Origin of the sequence: Burkholderia sp. 4NA327C6 (genome assembly GCF_005502655.1) — a bacterium.
Classification (GTDB): Bacteria; Pseudomonadota; Gammaproteobacteria; order Burkholderiales; family Burkholderiaceae; genus Burkholderia; species Burkholderia contaminans.
In genome coordinates this window covers 62,494-84,363 of record NZ_SCNZ01000037.1, presented here as the reverse complement: position 1 = coordinate 84,363, position 21,870 = coordinate 62,494, and the positions used below count along the sequence as shown (strand labels likewise).

Here is a 21,870-nt window from a genome sequence, read left to right as displayed (position 1 = left end):
GCGCACGTGCAGAAGCGCATCGAGATCGCGAACTACGAGAAGGCGATCCAGTCGGCATTCCGCGAAGTGTCGGATGGCCTCGCCGCACGCGGCACGTACGACCAGCAGATCGCGGCGCTCGAGCGCAACGAGCATGCGCAGCAGCGTCGCTTCGACCTGTCGGACCTGCGTTACAAGAACGGTGTCGACAGCTACCTGTCGGTGCTGACCGCACAGACGGACCTGTACTCGGCGCAGCAATCGCTGATCAGCGCACGTCTGGCCCGCTGGACCAATCTGGTCGACCTGTATCGCGCCCTGGGCGGCGGCTGGATCCAGCGCGCAGGCGAAACGCCGCGTGCGCCGGATGCACCGGTCGACTACGACAAGGCGGCCGCTCCGGCGCCTGCGTCGGCAACGGCGACGAACGGGTAACGTGCGGTTATCCTGCCTGCGTGCGGTCGCTTCGTGCGCAGGCAGGACGTTGTTAGTCCTGTCGTAAGCTGGCCGTTACGAACGATGCGAAGCGTAACGAAGGAAACGTAAGGCTAGTAGATGATTGTTGGTCCTTAAGTGCGCGGTAAGCTCGCGTGGGAATGCTGCGGCGATCCACGCGGAACACGCGTGTACAACTGCATCGGGCGCGAAATCCAGGGGCCGGGCGCCGTCGAGCACGACGCGTACGGACTAACCGTGCAGATTCTCGTTTCGCCCAATCGATGATCATCCCTCTCCGGTAGCCTGTCGCCCAGCCGCCAAATCCCCGCTCATTTCGCCCAATTCAGGCTCATTTGCTGTTGGGCGGTCCTTATAACGATTAGTTATACGAAATTCGAACTCGTCTGATTGGTTCTTTTTTCTCGTCCGTGCAAATTGTGCACGAAGCATTTCTCACCCATTGTCGAGAAAGGAAAACCGGATGAAGAGCGAGCAGACTGCACCGACCCATCTTTTCGCCACCATTGGCGCGCTCACTGAGCGCGGTGGGCGGGTAGCCGAGGCTACGAGCGGCCTCACTGTCGCCGGGCTTATCGTTGCCCGTGTTGGCGATGTCGTCACTTACGAGGATGGCAGCGAGGCCGTCATTGTGGATGGTGCAGGCGAATATGCGATTTGCAGCGACAGGCCGTTTGCGCTGGTGGGTAGCAGGTTGAGCAACGGCGATCGTATCGTCGAAACGCTTCAGCGGTTGTCGGGAATTTACGTACCGGCTGGCGAAACGGCCGCAGGGTTGTTTAACGAGGATTATGCGCCGCCGCTTGCACTGCGGCGATACAGGTTGGCTGTACGAGGAGCCACGACCGCGCGAGGCGGTGCGTTGCGCGAAGCTACCGGCACGTGGGAAACAGGTGTTGGGTTTGGCAAGGCTGGCGTCGTGGGTAATCAAATTCACTACGCAGACGGTTCGACCGCGCGAATCATAAGCGGTCTTGGGCTGGTGGATAACGGAGACTTCCAGCCGCTGGCTTTCGTCGGTAGCGAACTAGATAACGGCGACGTCATTACCGATAGCCCCGAGCGTGATGGTCTGGTATCCGCTGACGCCTTCACCGTGGTGAAGCGTTCAATCGTTGTGCATCGAGGCGAGACCTCATGATTCGTTATTTCCTTGCCAAAGGGGATCAGGGCGGCAGTGCCACGATTACGGAAGGATTGGAGGGCGTAACCTGTTCCAATCCGCCGCTGCGCGTGCATATCGCAACGCTGTACATGAAGACGTACTGTACGGCATGCAAGCAGGAAGGATTTGTCGCCCCGGATGGCCCACGCTGGCCGGGCACAGGGCCAAACGGCAAACCGTGGGCGTTGAGTGGTGATATCAACGTCTGCGATTGCAAGCCGCCACCTGTTTTCTATGCCGAGCGCGGCATGAAGATGACCTTTGCCGCAGACGAGGTGGCGCGGTTGACGGGGAAGCATGGCTTAGGCGTCGCCCCTATAAGAAGAGGCGCGGCAGTCCACGATCAGCAGTTCGTTATTCGCAACAAGAAGTCCAGGAAACCTGTTGTGGGCGTGCGGTATTGGATCACAAATTGCCGCGGCGACGTGCTGGCTTCAGGGATTACCGATGCGCAGGGACATACCGTGCGAGTGATCACGCCGGATGCTGAATCGGTAAAGCTGGAGGTCATCGGAGAAACAGAATGAGTGACGGCGATCGTGTGGCGATTGCAGAGGCGATGACGGACACGAAAGAAGGTTCGTTAATCGAAGCATTGGTATCGAACGGGCCACCCATCTGCCCAAACATGACTGATGCGGAATTTCGCCGTATGGTTCTAACGTTACGCGATAGAGCGGTACAAATGATTGATGTACGGCTCGTAGACTTGCGCAAGTGGGGGGCGGTCGAACGTCAACGCGTCGCAACGTGGTTTGGCTCAAGCGATGAAGCGATTCGGCAAAGTCTGACAGTCGGCCTCGCACGAGTAAGTCGGGTGATGCGCGATCTCAAGCCTGGAAACTTTGTTCGTCAATCAGAGGAGCTTGATCGATATCTTGGTTGTACGCCGAATAACAAGGACCCTGATGGTGCCGTCGCTCATGTTTGCGCCCCTGACACCGCTACACATACTATTTGTATCCACGAAAAATTTTGTGGGATGCGCCCCATATCCAGTGCGAAGGACTCGATGCTATCGACACTGATTCATGAGTGCACTCACTTCTCCGACACTTTTGGCGCTCAGGATCATCAATATTTCATGCGCAAGTGCTTGGTATTGGCTCGGACGCGGCCTGATCTCGCAATCAATAATGCGGATAGCATTGCTGGGTATATTATCTATGAGGATTAGGGGCAGTGTGGCAGCGCGATCCTGGTTGAATCTGGTTGGGTCCAACGGAAAGTTGATATGGTAAAAGGGCCAGCATATATCGCACTCGCATTTTTCTCGGCAGCGACATTCGCCTGCTCCCCAGTCCATACGCTTGATGTTTCGTTTGAAAGAGATTCTGCCAAGGTGTCCGGCGATGAGATCACAAGGCTGGCCAATTGGGCGATAGACCTTCAACTTAAATATCCCAATCTCGATCGTACGTCTGTCGGTGGCCTTGCCGAAGCTGACGAAAGACAGCCGCACGTGCTGGCTCAACAACGCGCGGAAAGTATCAAGGGGCTTCTGGTCACATTGGGGCTTGGTCGAGCACCTATCGACGTCGACGCCAGGCTTTATAAGTCGCATCACTTGAGCGGTGTGCCGGATAATGGCCGACGAGTAGAAATCGACTTTCTTCCCGGTTGCCCGCATGAATGTCCTTGCCAAGTGAAATGAGGCCTTGGCCGCCAGCCGCCACGCAGTGCTGCACATTTTGATGGTATGAAGCGGCCCCTTACGCACCATGCAGTAAGCGCCGGCCCGTCACAAGCCGACGCGTGCTTTGTGTCCGTCACCGCACACTGCACGATCGCCCCGTGCGTCCCCGCCTTTCGCCGCACCCGCAAAACAAAACGCCACGGCATGCCGTGGCGTTTTGTGTAACCGCTTCTCCACGCGGTTGTCCGGCGCGAGGCGATTAGTGATGCACGTCGGCGGGCCGCCCGTCGAAGTCGTGTCCCGCGCGCCGAATCTCGCAGCGCGCATCCTTTTCGCCTTTCACGCCGTTGAACACGATGTTCAGGATCACGGCCGTCGCCGATGCCAGCAGGATGCCGCTGTGCAGGATCGGGGCGAGCGCGGGCGGCAGCTTCGAGAAGAAGTGCGGCGACACGACCGGCACGAGGCCCATGCCGACGCTCACGGCGACGATGAACAGGTTGTGCGAGTTGTTCACGAAGTCGACCTTCGACAGCACCTTGATGCCGTTCGCCGCCACCATCCCGAACATCACGATGCCGGCACCGCCGAGCACGAACGGCGGCACCGATGCAACGACCTGCGCCATCTTCGGGAACAGGCCGAGCAGCACGAGGATCACGCCGCCGGTCGCGCACACGAAACGGCTCTTCACGCCCGTCACGCCGATCAGGCCGACGTTCTGCGAGAACGACGTATGCGGGAACGAGTTGAAGATGCCGCCGATCAGCGTGCCGAGGCCGTCGACGCGCAGGCCGCGAACCAGGCGCTCCTGGTTGACCGGGCGATCGACCATGTCGCCGACCGCGAGGAACATGCCGGTCGATTCGATGAACGTGACGAACATCACCGTGACCATCGTCACGATCGACAGCGGGTCGAAGTGCGGCAGGCCGAAGTGGAACGGCATCACGAAGCCGACCCACGGTGCGTGCGCGACGCCGTCGGTATTCACGCGGCCGATCGCGAAGGCGATCGCGAAGCCGGCGACGATGCCGAGCAGCACCGAGATGTTCGCGACGAAGCCGCGGCCGTACTTGTTGATCAGCAGGATCAGCGTGAGCACGAGCAGCGACAGGCCGAGATAGACCGGGCTGCCGTATTCGGGATTGCCGACGCCGCCGGCCGCCCAGTTGATGCCCACTTCCATCAGCGACAGCCCGATCACGGCGATCACCGTGCCGACCACCACCGGCGGGAAGAACCGCAACAGCTTGCCGATCATCGGCGCGAGCACGATGCCGATGATGCCGGCCGCGATGGTCGAGCCGAAGATGTCGAGGATGCCGAGGCCGGGGTTGGTGCCGATCGCGATCATCGGGCCGACTGCCGCGAACGTGCAGCCCATGATGACGGGCAGGCGGATCCCGAAGATCCACAGGCCGAGTGTCTGGATCAGCGTGGCGATGCCGCACGAAAACAGATCGGCGCTGATCAGGAACGCGATCTGGTCTTTCGGCAGCTTGAGCGCGGCGCCGACGATAAGCGGCACGGCGACAGCGCCGGCGTACATGACGAGGACGTGCTGCAGGCCAAGCGTTACCAGCTTGCCGGTCGGCAGCACCTCATCGCACGGATGGACCGTGTTCGATTGCATCTGTCTCACTCCATGATCTTGTTTTCGGGGTGATACGAAATTATTCGGAATGAATCCATGCAACAAGAGTGCTGGGTTCTATTCCGTTCTTTGCTGGTTCGATATGCCATTTCGGCATGGAACAGGGTGTCGATCATGGGGAAACAGCCGCAGGAGTGAGGTTCCCCGGTTTTATAGCCCTTCAAAATAGCGCTGGCCCCCGTGTCAAATATAGGCCGCTTTATGGTGTGTATCGGGCGGGCGGCATAGTGGCAAAAAGTGCCTGGGGAAAATCGCGCCGGGTTAACCCGCGAACGGCCGCTTTTGCCCGCAAGGCGCAGCCGGGTGGAACCCGGCCGGCGATTGCGTGTTCGGCCTGCCGCGACGACGGCAAAAAACGGGGCGCGCATCGCGATCCCGTTATCATCGACATCCGTTCATTCGAATTCGCCCTCACGTCATGCGCCTGCTCGGAATCGACCTCGGCACCGGCTCCGTCAAACTCGTCACGCTCGATGCCGATGGCGTCGAGCGGGCGGTCGCGAGCGAACCTTATGCGCTGTCGTCGCCGCAGCCCGGCTGGGCGGAGATCGCGCCGCACGCGTGGTGGCAGGCGCTCGTGCGCGCGGCCGCGCGGCTGCCGGCCGACGAGCGTGCGCAGGTGGCGGCGATCGGGTTCTCGGGGCAGATGCACGGCGTCGTGCTGATCGACGTGGCGGGGCAGCCGGTGCGTCCCGCGCTCCTGTGGCCCGACACGCGCGCGGTGCGCGAAGCGGACGCGGCCGATTGGCCCGCCGCGGGTTCGCCCGCCGCACCGAATCCCGTCGCGCCGGGCATGGCCGGCCCGCTGTTGCGCTGGCTGGTCACGCACGAACCCGAAGCGCTGCATGCCGCGCGCTGGGCCGTGCAGCCGAAGGACTGGTTGCGCATCGCGCTGGGCGGCGACGTCGCGGCCGATCCGAGCGATGCGTGCGCGACTGCGCTCGCGACACCCGATGGTGAATGGGATCTCGCATTGGTCGACGCGCTCGGCTTGCCGGCCGACCGGTTCGCGCCGGTCGTTCCGTCGACCGCGCGCTGCGGCACGCTCGGCGCGCAGGCTGCCGCGGCGCTCGGCCTGCCGGCCGGCGTGCCGCTGGCGACGGGCGCAGCCGACACCGCATGCGCGGCGCTCGGCAGCGGGCTCGCCGCCGCCGGCGACGCGCTGCTGACGACGGGCAGCGGCGGCCAGATCGTCGTGCTCGCGGATGCGCTGCCGCCCGCGCGACGCGGGCTGCATCGCTATCGCGCGGCGGCCGGCGGCGGCTATTACACGATGGCCGCGATGCAGAACGTCGGGCTCGCGCTCGAAGCCGTGCGCGGCTGGCTCGGCTACGCGCAGTGGGCCGATGCGTATGACGAAGCGTTCGCCCACGCGGCGTCGGAACGCCAGTGCTTCCTGCCGTACCTGACCGGCGAGCGTTCGCCGTGGATGAACCCCGACGCGCGCGGCGGCTGGCTCGGCCTCGGGCTCGGCGACACGCGCGGCGCGATGATGCGCGCCGCGTTCGAAGGTGTCGCGTTCGCGTTGCGCGCCGGGCTCGATGCAATCCGCGACGCCGATCGCGGCGATCCGGTCGCGATGCTGCGTCTCGCGGGCGGCGGGTCGGTCGATCCGCGCTGGCGCCAGTTGCTCGCCGACGCGCTGGGTGCGTCGCTGCACGCGATCGACTGCCCGAACGCCGCGACGCGCGGCGCCGCGCTGCTCGCGGGCGTCGCGATCGGGCACTGGCGGGAAGACGCGCTGCACGCGCTGGCGCCGGCCGCGTCGCCGGTTGCCGCGCCGCGCGACGATCGCTCGCTGGCCGCGCGCCACGCACGCTTCATCGATCTGTATGCGCGAACGGATGCATGGTTCACGACGGGCGTTTAAACTCGGACACTTGTTCTTTTGCGCCAGCGATGACGCATCGTGGCAAGCCGGCGACCGTTTCCCGCACGCGATGCGCGGCCGGACCGGCCATCATGGCGAGCACGAGATTCTTTTTGCCATGCCGTGCGCGATGCCGCGCGGCACGGCTTCGACAGCTTTGCATGGAACCCGGTGCGAAGCATGAGGCCTGCATGGGTGCTCGCGCACCCACGCCGGCCGACATGAGCGCTGACGCGCCGACCCGGGCCGACCCGGGCCGACCTCACACACAGACAGGAGTCACACGATGAAGACGAAAGCAGCGATTGCATGGAAGGCGGGCGCGCCGCTGACGATCGAGGAAGTCGATCTCGAAGGGCCGCGCGCCGGCGAAGTGCTGATCGAGGTGAAGGCGACGGGCATCTGTCACACCGACTACTACACGCTGTCGGGCGCCGATCCGGAAGGGATCTTCCCGGCGATCCTCGGTCATGAAGGCGCGGGCGTCGTGGTGGACGTCGGCCCCGGCGTCGGGACGCTGCGCAAGGGCGATCACGTGATCCCGCTCTACACGCCGGAATGCCGCGAGTGCAAGTTCTGCCTGTCGCGCAAGACCAACCTGTGCCAGAAGATCCGCGCGACGCAGGGCAAGGGCCTGATGCCCGACGCGACGTCGCGCTTCTCGCTCGACGGCAAGCCGCTGTTCCACTACATGGGTACGTCGACGTTCTCGAACTACATCGTCGTGCCGGAAATCGCGGTGGCGAAGGTGCGCGAGGACGCGCCGTTCGACAAGATCTGCTACATCGGCTGCGGCGTGACGACGGGCGTCGGCGCGGTCGTGTACTCGGCGAAGGTCGAGGCGGGCGCGAACGTCGTCGTGTTCGGCCTCGGCGGCATCGGCCTGAACGTGATCCAGGGCGCGAAGATGGTCGGCGCGGACAAGATCATCGGCGTCGACATCAACCCGAAGCGCGTCGAGCTCGCGAAGAAGTTCGGGATGACGCACTTCATCAACCCGAACGAAGTCGAGAACGTGGTCGACCACATCGTGCAGCTGACCGACGGCGGCGCCGACTACTCGTTCGAATGCGTCGGCAACGTGAAGCTGATGCGCCAGGCGCTGGAGTGCACGCACAAGGGCTGGGGCCAGTCGTTCATCATCGGCGTGGCGGCAGCGGGCGAGGAAATCAGCACGCGCCCGTTCCAGCTGGTCACGGGCCGCGAGTGGAAGGGTTCGGCATTCGGCGGCGCGCGCGGCCGCACCGACGTGCCGAAGATCGTCGACTGGTACATGGAAGGCAAGATCAACATCGACGACCTGATCACGCACACGCTGCCGCTCGAGCGGATCAACGAAGGCTTCGACCTGATGAAGGCCGGCGAGTCGATCCGCTCGGTCGTGCTGTACTGACCGGGAGCGCACCGCGATGCTCGAACTCGTTTCCTCGCATGCGTGCCACGGCGGCGAGCAGCGTTTCTACCGTCACGATTCGGCGGCCATCGGCCTGCCGATGAAGTTCTCGGTGTACCTGCCGCCGCAGGCGGCGCACGGCCGCGTGCCGGCGCTGTTCTATCTCGCGGGGCTCACGTGCACCGACGAGACGTTCGCGATCAAGGCCGGCGCGCAGCAATACGCGGCGCAGCACGGTATCGCGCTCGTGATGCCCGACACGAGCCCGCGCGGCGCGGGCGTGCCGGGCGAGACCGACGCGTGGGACTTCGGCGTCGGCGCGGGCTTCTACGTCGATGCGACCGAAGCGCCGTGGTCGACGCATTACCGGATGGAGTCGTACGTGACGGGCGAGCTGCGCGCGCTCGTCGCGGCCGAACTGCCGATCGACGGCACGCGGCTCGGCATCTTCGGGCACTCGATGGGCGGGCACGGCGCGCTGACGCTCGCGTTGCGCCATCCGGGCCTGTACCGGTCGGTGTCGGCGTTCGCGCCGATCGCCGCGCCGACGCGCTGCCCGTGGGGCGAGAAGGCATTCTCGGGTTATCTGGGCGCCGATCGTGAAGCATGGAAGGCACACGACGCGAGCGAACTCGTCGCGCGCGCCGATGCGCCGAAGTTCGCGGACGGCATCCTCGTCGATCAGGGCCTCGCCGACCAGTTCCTCGCGAACCAGCTGAACCCCGACGTGTTCGAAGCCGCGTGCGCGAAGGCCGGCCAGCCGCTGACGCTGCGCCGCCATCCAGGCTACGACCACGGGTACTACTTCATCTCGACGTTCATCGCCGATCACATCGCGCATCACGCGCGCGTGCTCGCACGATGAGGGGGAAGGGAAGCAGGTAACGCACACGGCGACACACCGCGCACCGCACGATCGCGGGCGCATGAAAAAACGCCGGCGCTGCCCCCTCGGGCACGCCGGCGTTTTTCATTTCCTTCGGGTGGCGCTCAGTGGCGTCGCAACAGGCTCGCGCCGTACACGAGCGCCGACAGCGCGGTGATCCAGAAGCTCGTCGGCCAGTCGGTGTGATACGCGAGCACGATGCCGAGCCACGCTTCGAACAATGCGAACAGCGCGGCGAGCAGCACGCCGGTCGACAGTCGCGTCGTCACGTTCTGCGCGGCGGCGGCCGGCCCGACCAGCAGCGTGAACACCAGCAGCACGCCGACGATCTGCGTCGCCGCGGCCACCGCGAGCGCGCACACCGCGAGGAACAGCATCGACACCGTGCGCAGCGACACGCCCTTGGCTTCGGCCAGCTCGGGCTGCAGCGACGCGAACAGCAGCGGCCGCGCGATCAGCGCGAGCGCGGCGAGGCTCACCGCGCCGATGCCGGCGAGCACCGCGAGCGTGTCGTGGCTCACCGCGAGCACGTTGCCGAACAGCAGCGCGGTGACCTGCGTGGCGAACGACGTGTAGAAATGCAGGAACAGCAGGCCGAAGCCGAGCGCGCCGGACAGGATCACGCCGATCGCGACGTCGCGGCCCGCGAGCTTTTCGCCGAGCGCACCCATCCCGATGCCGGCCGCGAGCGTGAAGCCGACCATCCCCCAGATCGGCGAGATGCCGAGCAGCACCGCGCCCGTCGCGCCGGTGAAGCCGACGTGCGACAGCGCATGGCCGGCGAAGGTCTGCCCGCGCAGCACCAGGAAGTAGCCGACGATGCCCGCGAGCACCGCGACGATCCCCGACGCCGCGAAGGCGTTGATCATGAAGTCGTATTCAAACATCGTGCGAATGCCCGGGATGAGCGTGTCCGTGGTGGTGATGGCCGTGGCCGCCGCCCCCGCCGTGCGAGTGGCCGTCGTCGTCCTCGTGTTCGTGATCGTGCTTCTCGATCTCGACGTCGCCCGACATCACGAAGATCTTGCCGTTCACGCGCATCACGTCGATCGGCGAACCGTAGAGCCGCGACAGCACCGGCTTCGTGATCACCTCGTCGACGGTGCCGAGCGCGGCAACGCCATTGCCGAGATACAGCACGCGGTCGAGCGCGTTCAGCAGCGGATTCAGTTCGTGCGCGGAGAACAGCACGGTGATGCCGAGCTCGCGCTGCACATTGCGCACGAGTTCGACGACGCCGCGCTGGTGATTCGGGTCGAGGCTGATCAGCGGCTCGTCGAGCAGCAGCAGCTTCGGGTTGCCGAGCAGGCACTGCGCGAGCAGCAGGCGCTGCCGCTCGCCGCCGGACAGTTCCGACAGCGGCCGGCGCGCGAGCGTCGGGCCGCCGACGAGGTCGAGCACGCGGTCGACGTCGCGGCGTGTCGCCGCGTTCGTGTGCGGCAGCCCCCAGCGGTGGCCGTCGGCGGCCATCGCGACGAAGTCGTAGCCGCGCATCCGGCGGTTCGCGAGGCCGCTGCGGATCTGCGGCATGTAGCCGATCGACGCGTTGCCGCGCACGACCGGCACGCCGCCCACGGACAGCGTGCCGGACGATACGGGCACGAGCCCGAGCACCGCGCGCATCAGCGTCGTCTTGCCCGCGCCGTTCGGCCCGAGCACGCCGACGAATTCGCCGGGTTCGATCGAGAAGCTGACATCGCGCAGGATCGTGCGTCCGCCCAGTTCGAGCGTGACGCGATCGACGGCGAGTGCGTGAGGAGTGGCGGTCATGTCATTGCGGAGGGTTTATTTCTTGCCGGCGGCCAGCGCGGCCGACAGCGCGTCGAGCTGGCCGGCCATCCATTGCTGGAAGGTCTTGCCGGCCGGCTGCGTCTCGGTGACGCTGACGGTCGGCACGCCGCCGTCGCGCGCGATCTTCAGCATGCGCTTGGTCATCGGTTCTTCAGCCTGGCTGTTGTAGATCAGCACGCGCACCTGCTTCTTGCGCAGGTCGTTCTCGAACGCGGCGACATCCTGAGCGCTGGCCTCGGTGTCGTTCATCGTCGCGAGCTGGAAGCGCTGGTTGCGCATGTCGAGGCCGATCGCGTCGGACATGTAGCCGAACACGGGCTCGGTGGCCGTGACCGGCACGCCCTTGTACTGCGCGCGCAGCGCGGCGACCTTGTCGTCGACGGGCTTCAGCGAGGCCACGAACTTCTGCAGGTTCGCGTCGTATTCGGCCTTGTTCGCCGGGTCGGCGCGGCCGAGCTCGGCCGCGATCGCGCGCGCGGCGGCCGGCATCGTCGCCGGGTCGTACCACAGGTGCGGGTTGTCGCCGGCCTTCTTGCCGACCAGATCGGCGACGACGATCGTTGCGCGCTTCGCCTGCTTCGACGCGCCCAGCAGCTTGCTCATCCACGGATCGTAGTTGGCGCCGTTGTAGATCACGACCTGTGCGTGCTGGAGCGCGCGGGCGGTCTTCGGGCTCGCTTCGAACAGGTGCGGGTCCTGGTCCGGATTGCTGAGAATGCTCGTCACCGCGACGTGGCTGCCGCCGATTTGCGACGCGACGTCGCCGTAGAAATTCTCGGCGGCCACGACGTTGACGGTCGCGGCCTGTGCGAACGCGGGCGCCGCGAGCGACAGGGCGGCAACGGCGGCGGCGAGCCAGCGGACAGGCGACAACGCACGCCGCGGCGTGCGCTTCAGGGCATTGGACATGGGACTCCTCGTTGGAAGGGGCGGCGCGTGCGCCGCGCGAAACGCGTCAGCGTTGCACGGGCTTGTGCTTGCAGTGCCCGCACAGGCCGCTCAGCTCGACGACCTGGTGGTGGACTTCGAAACCGTGCGCGGGCTCGCTCGCGGACAACTGCTTCGCGAGATCGCCGCCGGGAATCTCGACGGTATCGCCGCACGAGTCGCAGATCAGGAACTGGCCTTCGTGCGGCACGCCGATCTCGCAGCACGCGAAGAACGCGTTCTTCGATTCGATCCGGTGGATGAAGCCGTGCTCGACGAGGAAATCCAGCGCGCGATAGACGGTCGTGGGCGGCACGCGGCCGCGCTGCGGCTCGAGCTCGGCGAGCAGGTCGTACGCGCCGATCGGGCGCTGCGCGGCCAGCACGCGTTCGTAGACCTGGCGGCGCAGCGGCGTCCACGCGAGCCCGTGCTCGGCGGCGAATGCGTCGGCCCGGGACAGCCGGGCGTCAATGGACGATGAGGTAGCCATGGCGTGAAGCAGGGCGATGAAACAAAGTATGGCGATGATATAACGTATCGCCGCGCCGTGCAGCGCGAAATCCCGTTTCCGTCCTCGCTCCGTCCCCTTCATCGTCGATCCGACCGCGCCGCACCGTGCGTGCCGCGCCTTGCCGGGCGTGCACGGCGGGTCGTTGAGCTGCGCCGTTGTGCCGCAGCGCGTCATAGAAAGCCGTCACGTCGCCTTGACAGCGCGAATCGCGTATCCGATCATTCGATCACCAACAGAGCAATTGATCGGTTAGCGAGCGTTCGCTCACCTCGCAGCCGTCGACAAGCAGAACGAACCGGAGACAGCCAGTGAGACTGGAAGACAAGGTCGCGATCCTGACGGGCGCCGCAAGCGGTATCGGCGAGGCGGTCGCACAACGCTATCTGGACGAGGGCGCACGCTGCGTGCTCGTCGACCTGAAGCCGGCGGGCGGCTCGCTTGCGCGGCTCATCGAGGCGAACCCCGGCCGCGCGGTGGCCGTCACCGCGGACGTCACGCGCCGCGACGACATCGAGCGCATCGTCACCACGGCGGTCGAGCGCTTCGGCGGCGTCGACATCCTGTTCAACAACGCGGCGCTGTTCGACATGCGCCCGATCCTCGATGAATCGTGGGACGTGTTCGACCGGCTGTTCGCGGTCAACGTGAAAGGGCTGTTCTTCCTGATGCAGGCCGTCGCGCAGCGGATGGTCGAGCAGGGGCGCGGCGGCAAGATCGTCAACATGTCGTCGCAGGCCGGGCGTCGTGGCGAGGCACTCGTTTCGCACTACTGCGCGACCAAGGCCGCGGTGATCAGCTATACGCAGTCGGCCGCGCTCGCGCTCGCGCCGCACCGGATCAACGTGAACGGCATCGCGCCGGGCGTCGTCGACACGCCGATGTGGGAGCAGGTCGATGCGCTGTTCGCGCGCTACGAGAACCGGCCGCTGGGTGAAAAGAAGCGGCTCGTCGGCGAAGCCGTGCCGCTCGGCCGCATGGGCGTGCCGGGCGACCTGACGGGCGCTGCGCTGTTCCTCGCGTCGTCCGACGCCGACTACATCACCGCCCAGACGCTGAACGTCGACGGCGGCAACTGGATGAGCTGAAGTGATGCCGCTCGCACGCGCCACCTGCCGGCCGGCCAGCGATGCAGCCGCGTCGCTGTACGTCGCGGCCGCCGTCGAACGAGGAGGGCAAGCCTGATGGCCGAGATCGTCGTTGCCGGCGAACTGCTCGCCGAATTCGTCGCCGCCGAGCGCGGCCAGGGTTTCGATACGCCGGGCCTGTTCGAAGGGCCGTTCCCGAGCGGCGCGCCGGCGATCTTCGCCGACCAGGCCGCGCGGCTCGGCGCGCGCGTCGCGTATGCGGGCTGCGTGGGCCGTGACGCGTTCGGCGACGCGATCGTCGCGCGGCTCGAACGCGACGGCGTTGACGTCGCGCGCATCCGTCGCGTCGCGCGCCCGACCGGCACCGCGTTCGTCGCGTATCGCGACGACGGCTCGCGCAGCTTCGTGTTCACGCTGTCCACCAGTGCAGCCGCGTGCGTCGATGCGTCCGACGTCGACACCGCGATGTTCGACGGCTGCCGCTACTTCCACGTGATGGGCTCGTCGCTGACGAGCGAATCGGCGATCGCGGCCGTGCAGCGCGGCGTGATCGAGGCCGCGCGCGCCGGCGCGAAGGTGTCGTTCGATCCGAACGTGCGGCCCGAAATGCTGAGCTTTCGCCCGATGCGCGCGGCCCTCGACGAGATGCTCGCCGCGTGCCACCTGTTCCTGCCGAGCGAAGCCGACCTGCCGTTCTTCTGCGGGCCGCAGCCGGCCGAGCGCGCGATCGCGGGCCTGCTTGCGACGCATCCGCTGCTCGAGCGTGTCGTGTTGAAGCGCGGTGCGCAAGGCAGCGTCGCGTTCGATCGCGCGAACCGCGCGGAAGCGGCAGCGTTCCAGGTTGACGAAGTCGATCCGACCGGCGCCGGCGACTGTTTCGGCGGCACGCTGGTCGCGAGCCTCGTCGCGGGCGTGCCGATCGACGTCGCACTGCGCCGCGCGAACGCGGCCGGGGCGATCGCGGTCACGCGGCGCGGCCCGATGGAAGGCAACAGCGGCGCGGCCGAGATCGACCGTTTCCTGACCGAACGAGGTATCGCATGTCCGGCCTGACGACCGTTGCCGAACGCACGCGCACCGCGCATGCGGACACCGTGCTGCGGATGATCTTCGATGCGAACCGCGCGGACGCGCAGCGCGGCATCTATTCGGTCTGCAGCGCGCACCGGCTCGTGCTGGAGGCCGCGTGCGAAGCGGCACGCGCGGACGGCTCGCCGCTGCTGATCGAGGCGACCTGCAACCAGGTGAACCATCTCGGCGGCTACACGGGCATGACGCCCGCCGATTTCCGCCGCGACGTCGACGCGATCGCGCAGCGCTGCGGGCTCGCACCGTCGGCGCTCGTGCTCGGCGGCGACCATCTCGGCCCGAACCCGTGGCGGCATCGCCGCGCGGCTGACGCGATGCGTGAAGCGGCCGCGATGGTCGCGGCCTACGTCGAAGCCGGCTTCGAAAAGATCCACCTCGATGCGAGCATGGCGTGCGCGGACGATCCGGTGCGGCTCGACGATCGCACGATCGCCGCGCGCGCGGCCGAGCTGTGTCGCGCGGCGGAAGACGCGGCAGCGCGTGCCGGCATTGCGCCCGTCTACGTGATCGGCACCGAGGTGCCGACGCCGGGCGGCGAAGTCAGCGGCAACGGCGACGCTGGCGATGCAGCGATCGCGCGGATCGCGGTCACGCGCAGCGACAGCATCGCGGCGACGCTCGATGCGCACCGTCATGCGTTCGCGGCGGCAGGGCTCGACGAGGCGTGGGCACGCGTCGTCGCGATCGTCGCGCAGCCGGGTGTCGACTTCGACGATCGCCACGTGCTTGACTACGACAGTGCCAAGGCCGCGTCGCTCGGCGCGAGTATCCTGCAGACACCGCGCCTCGTGTTCGAAGCGCATTCGACCGACTACCAGACCGAGGGTGCACTCGCCGCCCTCGTGCGCGACCACTTCGCGGTGCTGAAGGTCGGCCCCGCGCTGACGTTCGCGCTGCGCGAGGCGCTGTTCGCGCTGACCTTCATCGAGGACGCGCTGATCGCCGACGTCGCGCAGCGCTCGCGGTTGCGCGACGTCGTCGACGCCGCGATGCGCGCGCAGCCCGAGCACTGGGCGCCGTATTACCGCGGCGACGAAACCGAACAGCGGCTCGCGCGCCAGTTCAGCTACAGCGACCGGATCCGCTACTACTGGCTGCAGCCGGCCGTCGCGGCCGCGGTCGAGCAACTGTTCGACAACCTCGCGCGGCAGCCGGTGCCGGAAACGCTCGTCGCGCAGTGGTTGCCGGACGTGTACGCGGCATGCCGCGCGGGCGGCCTTGCGAAAGAGCCGCGCGCCTGGGTGCGCCACCGGATACGCGACGTGATCGCGCACTATGCGCGCGCGTGCGGAATGCAGCGGCCGGCATGACGGGCCGCGAAGGAAACGCAGTACCGACGACACACTCGAACAAACACAGGAGACATGCCATGCAACGAAAGATGCTCGACGCCGCCGCCCGCTGTTTCGCCGGAGCCGCGCTCGCGACGGCGGCCTGCGCCGCGTCCGCCGGCACGCTGACGATCGCGACGCTGAACAATCCCGACATGATCGAGCTGAAGAAGCTGTCGCCGGCCTTCGAGAAGGCGAACCCGGACATCAAGCTGAACTGGGTGATCCTCGAGGAGAACGTGCTGCGCCAGCGCGCGACGACCGACATCACGACCGGCAGCGGCCAGTTCGACGTGATGGCGATCGGCACCTACGAGACGCCGCAGTGGGGCAAGCGCGGCTGGCTTGCGCCGATGACGGGCCTGCCCGCCGACTACGACCTGAACGACATCGTGAAGACGGCGCGTGACAGCCTGTCGTACAACGGCCAGCTGTACGCGCTGCCGTTCTACGTCGAAAGCTCGATGACGTTCTACCGCAAGGACCTGTTCGCGGCGAAGGGGCTGAAGATGCCCGACCAGCCGACCTACGACCAGATCGCCGAATTCGCGGACAAGCTCACCGACAAGGCGAAGGGCACCTACGGGATCTGCCTGCGCGGCAAGGCCGGGTGGGGCGAGAACATGGCGTACGTGTCGACGGTCGTGAACACGTTCGGCGGGCGCTGGTTCGACGAGAACTGGAACGCGCAGTTGACGTCGCCCGAGTGGAAGAAGGCGATCAATTTCTACGTGAACCTGCTGAAGAAGAACGGGCCGCCGGGAGCGAGTTCGAACGGCTTCAACGAGAACCTGACGCTGACCGCGTCCGGCAAGTGCGCGATGTGGATCGACGCGACGGTTGCGGCCGGCATGCTCTACAACAAGCAGCAGTCGCAGGTGGCCGACAGGATCGGCTTCGCGGCCGCGCCGGTCGCCGCAACGCCGAAGGGTTCGCACTGGCTGTGGGCGTGGGCGCTGGCCGTACCGAAGACGTCGAAGCAGCAGGACGCCGCACGCAAGTTCATCGCGTGGGCGACGTCGAAGCAGTACATCGAGATGGTCGGCAAGGACGAAGGCTGGGCGTCGGTGCCGCCGGGCACGCGCACGTCGACCTATCAGCGCCCCGAGTACAAGGCCGCCGCGCCGTTCTCGGACTTCGTGCTGAAGGCGATCGAGACGGCCGATCCGAACGATCCGTCGCTGAAGAAGGTGCCGTACACGGGCGTGCAGTACGTCGGGATTCCTGAATTCCAGTCGTTCGGCACGGTGGTCGGCCAGTCGATCGCCGGTGCGGTGGCGGGCCAGATGACGGTCGACCAGGCGCTTGCCGCCGGGCAGGCCGCCGCCGACCGCGCGGTGCGGCAGGCCGGCTACAAGAAGTAACGCGGCCCGCACCGTGCGCGGTGTCGCACGGTGCGCGTCGTCGAAGCTGACAGGCGGGCAGGCCTTCTCGCCCGCGCATCAACCGGAGGGACTCCGATCATGCGTCACCTGCGTCTTCCCCTGAGCCATGCTCACGCGCCGTCGGTCGGCGACGCGTCGTCGCCGCCCGGCGCGCCGCGCCGCGCGCGCGGCGGTGCGAGCTGGCTCGTCTCGCCGTCCGTCGCGGTGCTGCTGCTGTGGATGTCGATTCCGCTCGCGATGACGATCTGGTATTCGTTCTCGCGCTACAACCTGCTGAACCCGGACGTGAAGGGCTTCGCCGGGCTCGACAACTACCGCTTCCTTGCGACCGATCCGTCGTTCCTGCCCGCGATCTGGCACACGCTCGTGCTGATCGGCGCGGTGCTCGCGATCACGGTGGTCGGCGGCGTGCTGATGTCCGTGCTGTTCGACCGCAAGTTTTACGGGCAGGGCGTGGCACGCCTGCTCGCGATCGCGCCGTTCTTCGTGATGCCGACGGTGTCCGCGCTGATCTGGAAGAACATGATCCTGCACCCGGTGTACGGGCTCGTCGCGAACGCGATGCGCGCGCTCGGGATGACGCCGATCGACTGGTTCGCCGATTACCCGCTCACCGCCGTGATCATCATCGTCGCGTGGCAGTGGCTGCCGTTCGCGTTCCTGATCCTGTTCACCGCGATCCAGTCGCTCGACCAGGAGCAGAAGGAAGCCGCGCGCATCGACGGCGCGGGCCCGATCGCGATGTTCTTCTACATCACGTTGCCGCACCTGAAGCGAGCGATCGCCGTGGTCGTGATGATGGAGACGATCTTCCTGCTGTCGATCTTCGCGGAGATCTACACGACGACCGGCGGCGGCCCCGGCAACGCGACGACCAACCTGTCGTACCTGATCTACGCGCTCGGCCTGCAGCAGTTCGACGTCGGCCTCGCGTCCGCGGGCGGCATCATTGCCGTCGTGGTCGCGAACGTCGTGTCGTTCTTCCTCGTGCGGATGCTCGCGCGCAACCTGAAGGGGGAATACGACAAATGAGCGACCTGACCTTCGAAGGCCGGCGCGTGCCGGCCGTGTTCGACCTCGTGCGGCGCGCGCTGCCCGGCACGCTCGCGTGGCTGATCGCGCTGCTGCTGTTCTTCCCGATCTTCTGGATGGCGATCACCGCGTTCAAGACCGAGCAGCAGGCGTATGCGTCGTCGCTGTTCTTCATCCCGACGCTCGACAGCTTCCGCGAGGTGTTCGCGCGCAGCAACTACTTCGCGTTCGCATGGAACTCGGTGTTGATCTCGGCGGGCGTCACGGTGATCTCGCTGCTGTTCGCGGTGCCGGCCGCGTACGCGATGGCGTTCTTCCCGAACCACCGCACGCAGAAGGTGCTGCTGTGGATGCTGTCGACGAAGATGATGCCGTCGGTCGGCGTGCTCGTGCCGATCTACCTGCTGTGGAAGAACGCGGGGCTGCTCGATACCGTGTCGGGCCTCGTGATCGTCTACACGCTGATCAACCTGCCGATCGCGGTGTGGATGACCTTCACGTACTTCAACGAGATTCCGAAGGACATCCTCGAAGCGGGGCGCATCGACGGCGCGTCGACGTGGCAGGAGATCGTCTACCTGCTGCTGCCGATGGCGCTGCCGGGGCTCGCGTCCACCGCGCTGCTGCTCGTGATCCTGTCGTGGAACGAAGCGTTCTGGAGCATCAACCTGTCGAGTTCGAACGCGGCGCCGCTCACCGTGTTCATCGCGTCGTACTCGAGCCCCGAGGGGCTGTTCTGGGCGAAGCTGTCCGCGGCGTCGCTGCTGGCGGTCGCGCCGATCCTGATCGTCGGCTGGCTGTCGCAGAAGCAGCTCGTGCGCGGGCTCACGTTCGGAGCCGTCAAATGACCGCGACGAACGTCCTGATCTGCGATTGCGACGGTGTGCTGATCGACAGCGAGGCGGTGGCGGCCGACGTGCTCGTGCGCGAACTCGATGCGCGCTGGCCGGGCGCGGATTCCCGGCCGGCCGTGATGCCGCTGCTCGGGCTGCGCATCGAGCGCGTGCTGGCCGGCGCGAGCGACGCGCTCGGCCGCACGCTGTCGAACGACGACGTCGTCGAAATTCGCGCCGCGGTCGAGGCGGCGGCCGTCAATGCGCCGATGGTCGACGGCATCGATGCGGCGCTGGCCGCGATTGAACTGACGACGGCCTGCGCGAGCAACAGCTACCGTGCGTACGTCGAGGCGGCGCTGGCGCGCACGGGCCTCGCGCGCTTCTTCGGTGACCGGCTGTTCTGCGCGGACGCCGTCGCGCGGCCGAAGCCGGCGCCCGACGTGTATCTCGCGGCGGCGCGCACGCTCGGCGTCGCGCCTGCCCGGTGCCTCGTGGTCGAGGACAGCGTGACCGGCATCACCGCGGCCGCCGCGGCCGGCATGACCGTGCTCGGCTTCGTCGGCGGCGGGAATGCGTCGGCCGCGCAGATCGACGCGCTGCGCGGCATCGGCGCGCGTCACGTGTTCGACGACATGCACGAGCTGCCCGGCTACGTTGCGCGCTGGCAGGCGACCGGCGCGGTGCTGCCGGGCTAGCCACCACGAATGATTGCGCGCCGCGTTCGACGCGGCGCATCACGAACGAACGGAGACAGAACATGGCAAGCGTGCTCCTGCGCAACATCGCGAAGCGCTACGACGACACCGAAGTGCTGCGCAACGTGAACCTCGACATTGCCGACGGCGAATTCGTCGTGTTCGTCGGCCCGAGCGGCTGCGGCAAATCCACGCTGATGCGGATGATCGCCGGCCTCGAGGATATTTCGAGCGGCGACCTGATGATCGACGGCGCGAAGGTCAACGACGTGCCGAGCGCGAAACGCGGCATCGCGATGGTGTTCCAGTCGTATGCGCTGTACCCGCACATGACGCTGTACGACAACATGGCGTTCGGCCTGAAGCTCGCGGGCGCGAAGAAGCCGGAGATCGACCAGGCCGTGAAGCAGGCCGCGAAGATCCTGCACATCGACCATCTGCTCGACCGCAAGCCGAAGCAGCTGTCGGGCGGCCAGCGGCAGCGCGTCGCGATCGGCCGCGCGATCACGCGCAAGCCGAAGGTGTTCCTGTTCGACGAGCCGCTGTCGAACCTCGACGCGGCGCTGCGCGTGAAGATGCGGCTGGAGTTCGCGCGGCTGCACGACGAGCTGAAGACGACGATGATCTACGTGACGCACGACCAGGTCGAGGCGATGACGCTCGCCGACAAGATCGTCGTGCTGTCGGGCGGCGCGGTGCAGCAGGTCGGTACGCCGAACGAGTTGTATCACGCGCCGGCGAACCAGTTCGTCGCGGGCTTCATCGGCTCGCCGAAGATGAACTTCCTGAAGGGCACCGTCGAATCGGTCGATGCGGGCGGCGTGCTCGTGCGTTTCGACAGCGGCGAGACGCAGCGCGCCGCGGTCGAAGCGGCGGGGCTGCAGCGTGGTGCGGCGGTGACGGTCGGCGTGCGGCCCGAGCATCTGAAAGTCGAAGCGGCGGCTGCCGGCGTGGCCGCGAAGACGATGGCCGTCGAGTCGCTCGGCGATGCCGCGTATCTGTACGCGGAGTCGGCCGTCGCGCCGGACGGGCTGATCGCGCGGATTCCGCCGCTCGACACGTACCGCACCGGCGAGGCGCTCCATGTGCACGCGCAGGCCGAGCACTGCCACCTGTTCGACGAGCACGGGCAGGCGTTCCGGCGGTTGAGCGCGCACGCGAAGGCGGCGTGACGGCGCGCGCCGGCTACAGGCGCAGGTGCTCGACCATGTAGTCGACGAACGCGCGCTGCTTCGGCGCCGGATGCCGGCCTGACGGCCACAGCACGTAGAACGGCGTGCGGCTCACGACGTGCTCGGCGAGCACGGCGCGCAGCGTGCCGGCTTCGAGCGCCTCGCGCACGAAGAATTCGGGCAGGCATGCGATGCCGAGCCCGCGCATCGCGAAGCACTGGCGCGTCTCCGCGTTGTTGCTGACCATCGACACCGGCACCTCCGGCGGCGTGCCGGAGCGCTGCGCGCGCAGCGGCCAGATCTCGAGTTTGCCGCTGCTCGGGAAGCGGTAGTGCAGGCAGCGATGCTGTGCGAGATCGGCCGGCGTGCGTGGCGCGCCGTGCCGTTCGAGATAGTCGGGCGACGCGACGAGGTGCTGCCGGAAATGGCCGAGCAGCCGCGACGACAGCCGTGAATCGGTGGGCCGGCCGGTGCGCAGCACGGCATCGAAGCCTTCGTCGACCACGTCGACGATCCGGTCGCTGAAGTCGATGTCGAGCTCGATCTCCGGATACGCGGCCATGAAATCGGCGAGCACCGGCAGCAGCAGCGTGCCGATCGTCGGCAAGCTCACGCGCAGCCGCCCGCGCGGCGCCTTGGTGCTTTGCGTCAGTTCCTGCTCGGCCGCGTCGATCTCGGCGATCACGCGCCGGCAGCGTTCGAGAAAACGCGCGCCTTCCGCGGTGAGCGTGATGCTGCGCGTGCTGCGGTGAAAGAGCCGCACGTTCAGCCGGGCTTCGAGCCGTGCGATGCGCTTGCCGATCGCCGATGCCGACAGCCCGAGCGCACGGCCGGCCGCGACGAAGCTGCGCGTTTCCGCGACCTGGACGAAGACGACGAAACCGCCGAGATTTTCCATGCTGGGTCCTGATTGCGGACATCGATGTCCGGAGTGTCCGGAACTCTACCCCGGTTTTTCTTCTGTCGCCGGTTTC

The 21,870-nt window shown here is 66.7% G+C and carries 22 protein-coding genes; 16 read left to right on the top strand and 6 right to left on the bottom strand.

The features are described from left to right. From FFS49_RS30050 to FFS49_RS30030, 5 genes are all read left to right on the top strand, one after another. A partial coding sequence (locus FFS49_RS30050) for a TolC family protein (protein ID WP_137951035.1) occupies positions 1 to 414 on the top strand: 414 nt, incomplete at its 5' end. Positions 415 to 898: 484 nt separating this feature from the next. Further along, complete coding sequence (locus FFS49_RS30045) at positions 899 to 1,576, top strand: PAAR domain-containing protein (protein ID WP_105818822.1); 678 nt, start codon at positions 899 to 901, stop codon at positions 1,574 to 1,576. Then, positions 1,573 to 2,127 (top strand): hypothetical protein, encoded by a 555-nt coding sequence (locus tag FFS49_RS30040; RefSeq protein ID WP_105818821.1) that lies wholly within the window; start codon positions 1,573 to 1,575, stop codon positions 2,125 to 2,127. Before FFS49_RS30045 ends, FFS49_RS30040 begins: the two co-directional genes overlap by 4 nt. After that, positions 2,124 to 2,777: a M35 family metallo-endopeptidase gene (locus FFS49_RS30035; protein ID WP_105818820.1), complete on the top strand. Its 654-nt coding sequence runs from the start codon at positions 2,124 to 2,126 to the stop codon at positions 2,775 to 2,777. The genes FFS49_RS30040 and FFS49_RS30035 overlap by 4 nt, the downstream gene beginning before the upstream one ends. Before the next feature lie 57 nt (positions 2,778 to 2,834). Beyond that, the gene (locus FFS49_RS30030) at positions 2,835 to 3,254 is read left to right on the top strand and encodes a hypothetical protein (RefSeq protein ID WP_137909911.1); all 420 of its coding nucleotides are present in this window, start codon (positions 2,835 to 2,837) and stop codon (positions 3,252 to 3,254) included. Between the two features lie 241 nt (positions 3,255 to 3,495). Here FFS49_RS30030 and FFS49_RS30025 read toward each other — a convergent pair whose 3' ends face one another. Continuing rightward, a complete protein-coding gene (locus tag FFS49_RS30025) occupies positions 3,496 to 4,872 on the bottom strand; it encodes a nucleobase:cation symporter-2 family protein (RefSeq protein WP_039368422.1) in 1,377 nt (458 codons plus the stop codon). A 439-nt stretch (positions 4,873 to 5,311) separates the two neighbouring features. On the opposite strand from FFS49_RS30025, the gene FFS49_RS30020 reads away from it, so the two are divergent. The 3 genes from FFS49_RS30020 (at position 5,312) to fghA (ending at position 9,021) form a co-directional block, all read left to right on the top strand. Further along, a complete protein-coding gene (locus tag FFS49_RS30020; RefSeq protein ID WP_137909910.1) occupies positions 5,312 to 6,763 on the top strand; it encodes an FGGY family carbohydrate kinase in 1,452 nt (483 codons plus the stop codon). Between the two features lie 286 nt (positions 6,764 to 7,049). Then, a complete protein-coding gene (locus tag FFS49_RS30010; RefSeq protein WP_011353045.1) occupies positions 7,050 to 8,156 on the top strand; it encodes an S-(hydroxymethyl)glutathione dehydrogenase/class III alcohol dehydrogenase in 1,107 nt (368 codons plus the stop codon). Positions 8,157 to 8,172: 16 nt separating this feature from the next. Continuing rightward, positions 8,173 to 9,021, top strand: a complete 849-nt coding sequence (fghA, locus tag FFS49_RS30005) for an S-formylglutathione hydrolase (RefSeq protein ID WP_071335008.1) — start codon at positions 8,173 to 8,175, stop codon at positions 9,019 to 9,021. Positions 9,022 to 9,146: 125 nt separating this feature from the next. On the opposite strand, the gene FFS49_RS30000 is transcribed toward fghA, so the two are convergent. Genes FFS49_RS30000 through FFS49_RS29985 form a run of 4 tightly spaced genes read right to left on the bottom strand, consistent with a single transcriptional unit; the run spans position 9,147 to position 12,250 of the window. Next, positions 9,147 to 9,929 (bottom strand): metal ABC transporter permease, encoded by a 783-nt coding sequence (locus FFS49_RS30000; protein ID WP_039368411.1) that lies wholly within the window; start codon positions 9,927 to 9,929, stop codon positions 9,147 to 9,149. Then, complete coding sequence (locus tag FFS49_RS29995; RefSeq protein ID WP_039368409.1) at positions 9,922 to 10,812, bottom strand: ABC transporter ATP-binding protein; 891 nt, start codon at positions 10,810 to 10,812, stop codon at positions 9,922 to 9,924. Before FFS49_RS29995 ends, FFS49_RS30000 begins: the two co-directional genes overlap by 8 nt. Before the next feature lie 15 nt (positions 10,813 to 10,827). Further along, complete coding sequence (locus FFS49_RS29990) at positions 10,828 to 11,742, bottom strand: zinc ABC transporter substrate-binding protein (protein WP_105818818.1); 915 nt, start codon at positions 11,740 to 11,742, stop codon at positions 10,828 to 10,830. Positions 11,743 to 11,788: 46 nt separating this feature from the next. Then, positions 11,789 to 12,250, bottom strand: a complete 462-nt coding sequence (locus FFS49_RS29985; RefSeq protein ID WP_011353040.1) for a Fur family transcriptional regulator — start codon at positions 12,248 to 12,250, stop codon at positions 11,789 to 11,791. A gap of 329 nt (positions 12,251 to 12,579) precedes the next feature. Between FFS49_RS29985 and FFS49_RS29980 the strand changes: the two genes are divergently transcribed. The 8 genes from FFS49_RS29980 (at position 12,580) to ugpC (ending at position 20,896) form a co-directional block, all read left to right on the top strand. Next, positions 12,580 to 13,356 carry an L-iditol 2-dehydrogenase gene (locus FFS49_RS29980; protein WP_071335006.1) on the top strand — a complete coding sequence of 259 codons (777 nt, stop codon included), beginning with the start codon at positions 12,580 to 12,582 and terminating at the stop codon, positions 13,354 to 13,356. 96 nt (positions 13,357 to 13,452) lie between these two features. Further along, positions 13,453 to 14,409 carry a sugar kinase gene (locus tag FFS49_RS29975; RefSeq protein WP_039368400.1) on the top strand — a complete coding sequence of 319 codons (957 nt, stop codon included), beginning with the start codon at positions 13,453 to 13,455 and terminating at the stop codon, positions 14,407 to 14,409. Then, positions 14,397 to 15,755 (top strand): D-tagatose-bisphosphate aldolase, class II, non-catalytic subunit, encoded by a 1,359-nt coding sequence (locus FFS49_RS29970; RefSeq protein WP_039368396.1) that lies wholly within the window; start codon positions 14,397 to 14,399, stop codon positions 15,753 to 15,755. Before FFS49_RS29975 ends, FFS49_RS29970 begins: the two co-directional genes overlap by 13 nt. Positions 15,756 to 15,814: 59 nt before the next feature. After that, positions 15,815 to 17,140 carry a sugar ABC transporter substrate-binding protein gene (locus FFS49_RS29965; RefSeq protein ID WP_105818817.1) on the top strand — a complete coding sequence of 442 codons (1,326 nt, stop codon included), beginning with the start codon at positions 15,815 to 15,817 and terminating at the stop codon, positions 17,138 to 17,140. 99 nt (positions 17,141 to 17,239) lie between these two features. After that, positions 17,240 to 18,193 (top strand): sugar ABC transporter permease, encoded by a 954-nt coding sequence (locus FFS49_RS29960; protein WP_071335004.1) that lies wholly within the window; start codon positions 17,240 to 17,242, stop codon positions 18,191 to 18,193. Beyond that, on the top strand, positions 18,190 to 19,041 hold the full coding sequence (locus FFS49_RS29955; RefSeq protein WP_039368390.1) for a carbohydrate ABC transporter permease: 852 nt from the start codon (positions 18,190 to 18,192) through the stop codon (positions 19,039 to 19,041). Before FFS49_RS29960 ends, FFS49_RS29955 begins: the two co-directional genes overlap by 4 nt. Beyond that, positions 19,038 to 19,724, top strand: a complete 687-nt coding sequence (locus FFS49_RS29950; RefSeq protein WP_105818816.1) for an HAD-IA family hydrolase — start codon at positions 19,038 to 19,040, stop codon at positions 19,722 to 19,724. The genes FFS49_RS29955 and FFS49_RS29950 overlap by 4 nt, the downstream gene beginning before the upstream one ends. A gap of 62 nt (positions 19,725 to 19,786) precedes the next feature. Continuing rightward, positions 19,787 to 20,896 carry a sn-glycerol-3-phosphate ABC transporter ATP-binding protein UgpC gene (ugpC, locus tag FFS49_RS29945; protein ID WP_039368380.1) on the top strand — a complete coding sequence of 370 codons (1,110 nt, stop codon included), beginning with the start codon at positions 19,787 to 19,789 and terminating at the stop codon, positions 20,894 to 20,896. 13 nt (positions 20,897 to 20,909) lie between these two features. Here the strand turns inward: ugpC and FFS49_RS29940 are convergent, their stop codons facing one another. Continuing rightward, entirely contained in the window at positions 20,910 to 21,794 is an 885-nt protein-coding gene (locus tag FFS49_RS29940; protein WP_105818815.1) for a LysR family transcriptional regulator, read from the bottom strand. Between the last annotated feature and the right edge of the window lie 76 nt (positions 21,795 to 21,870).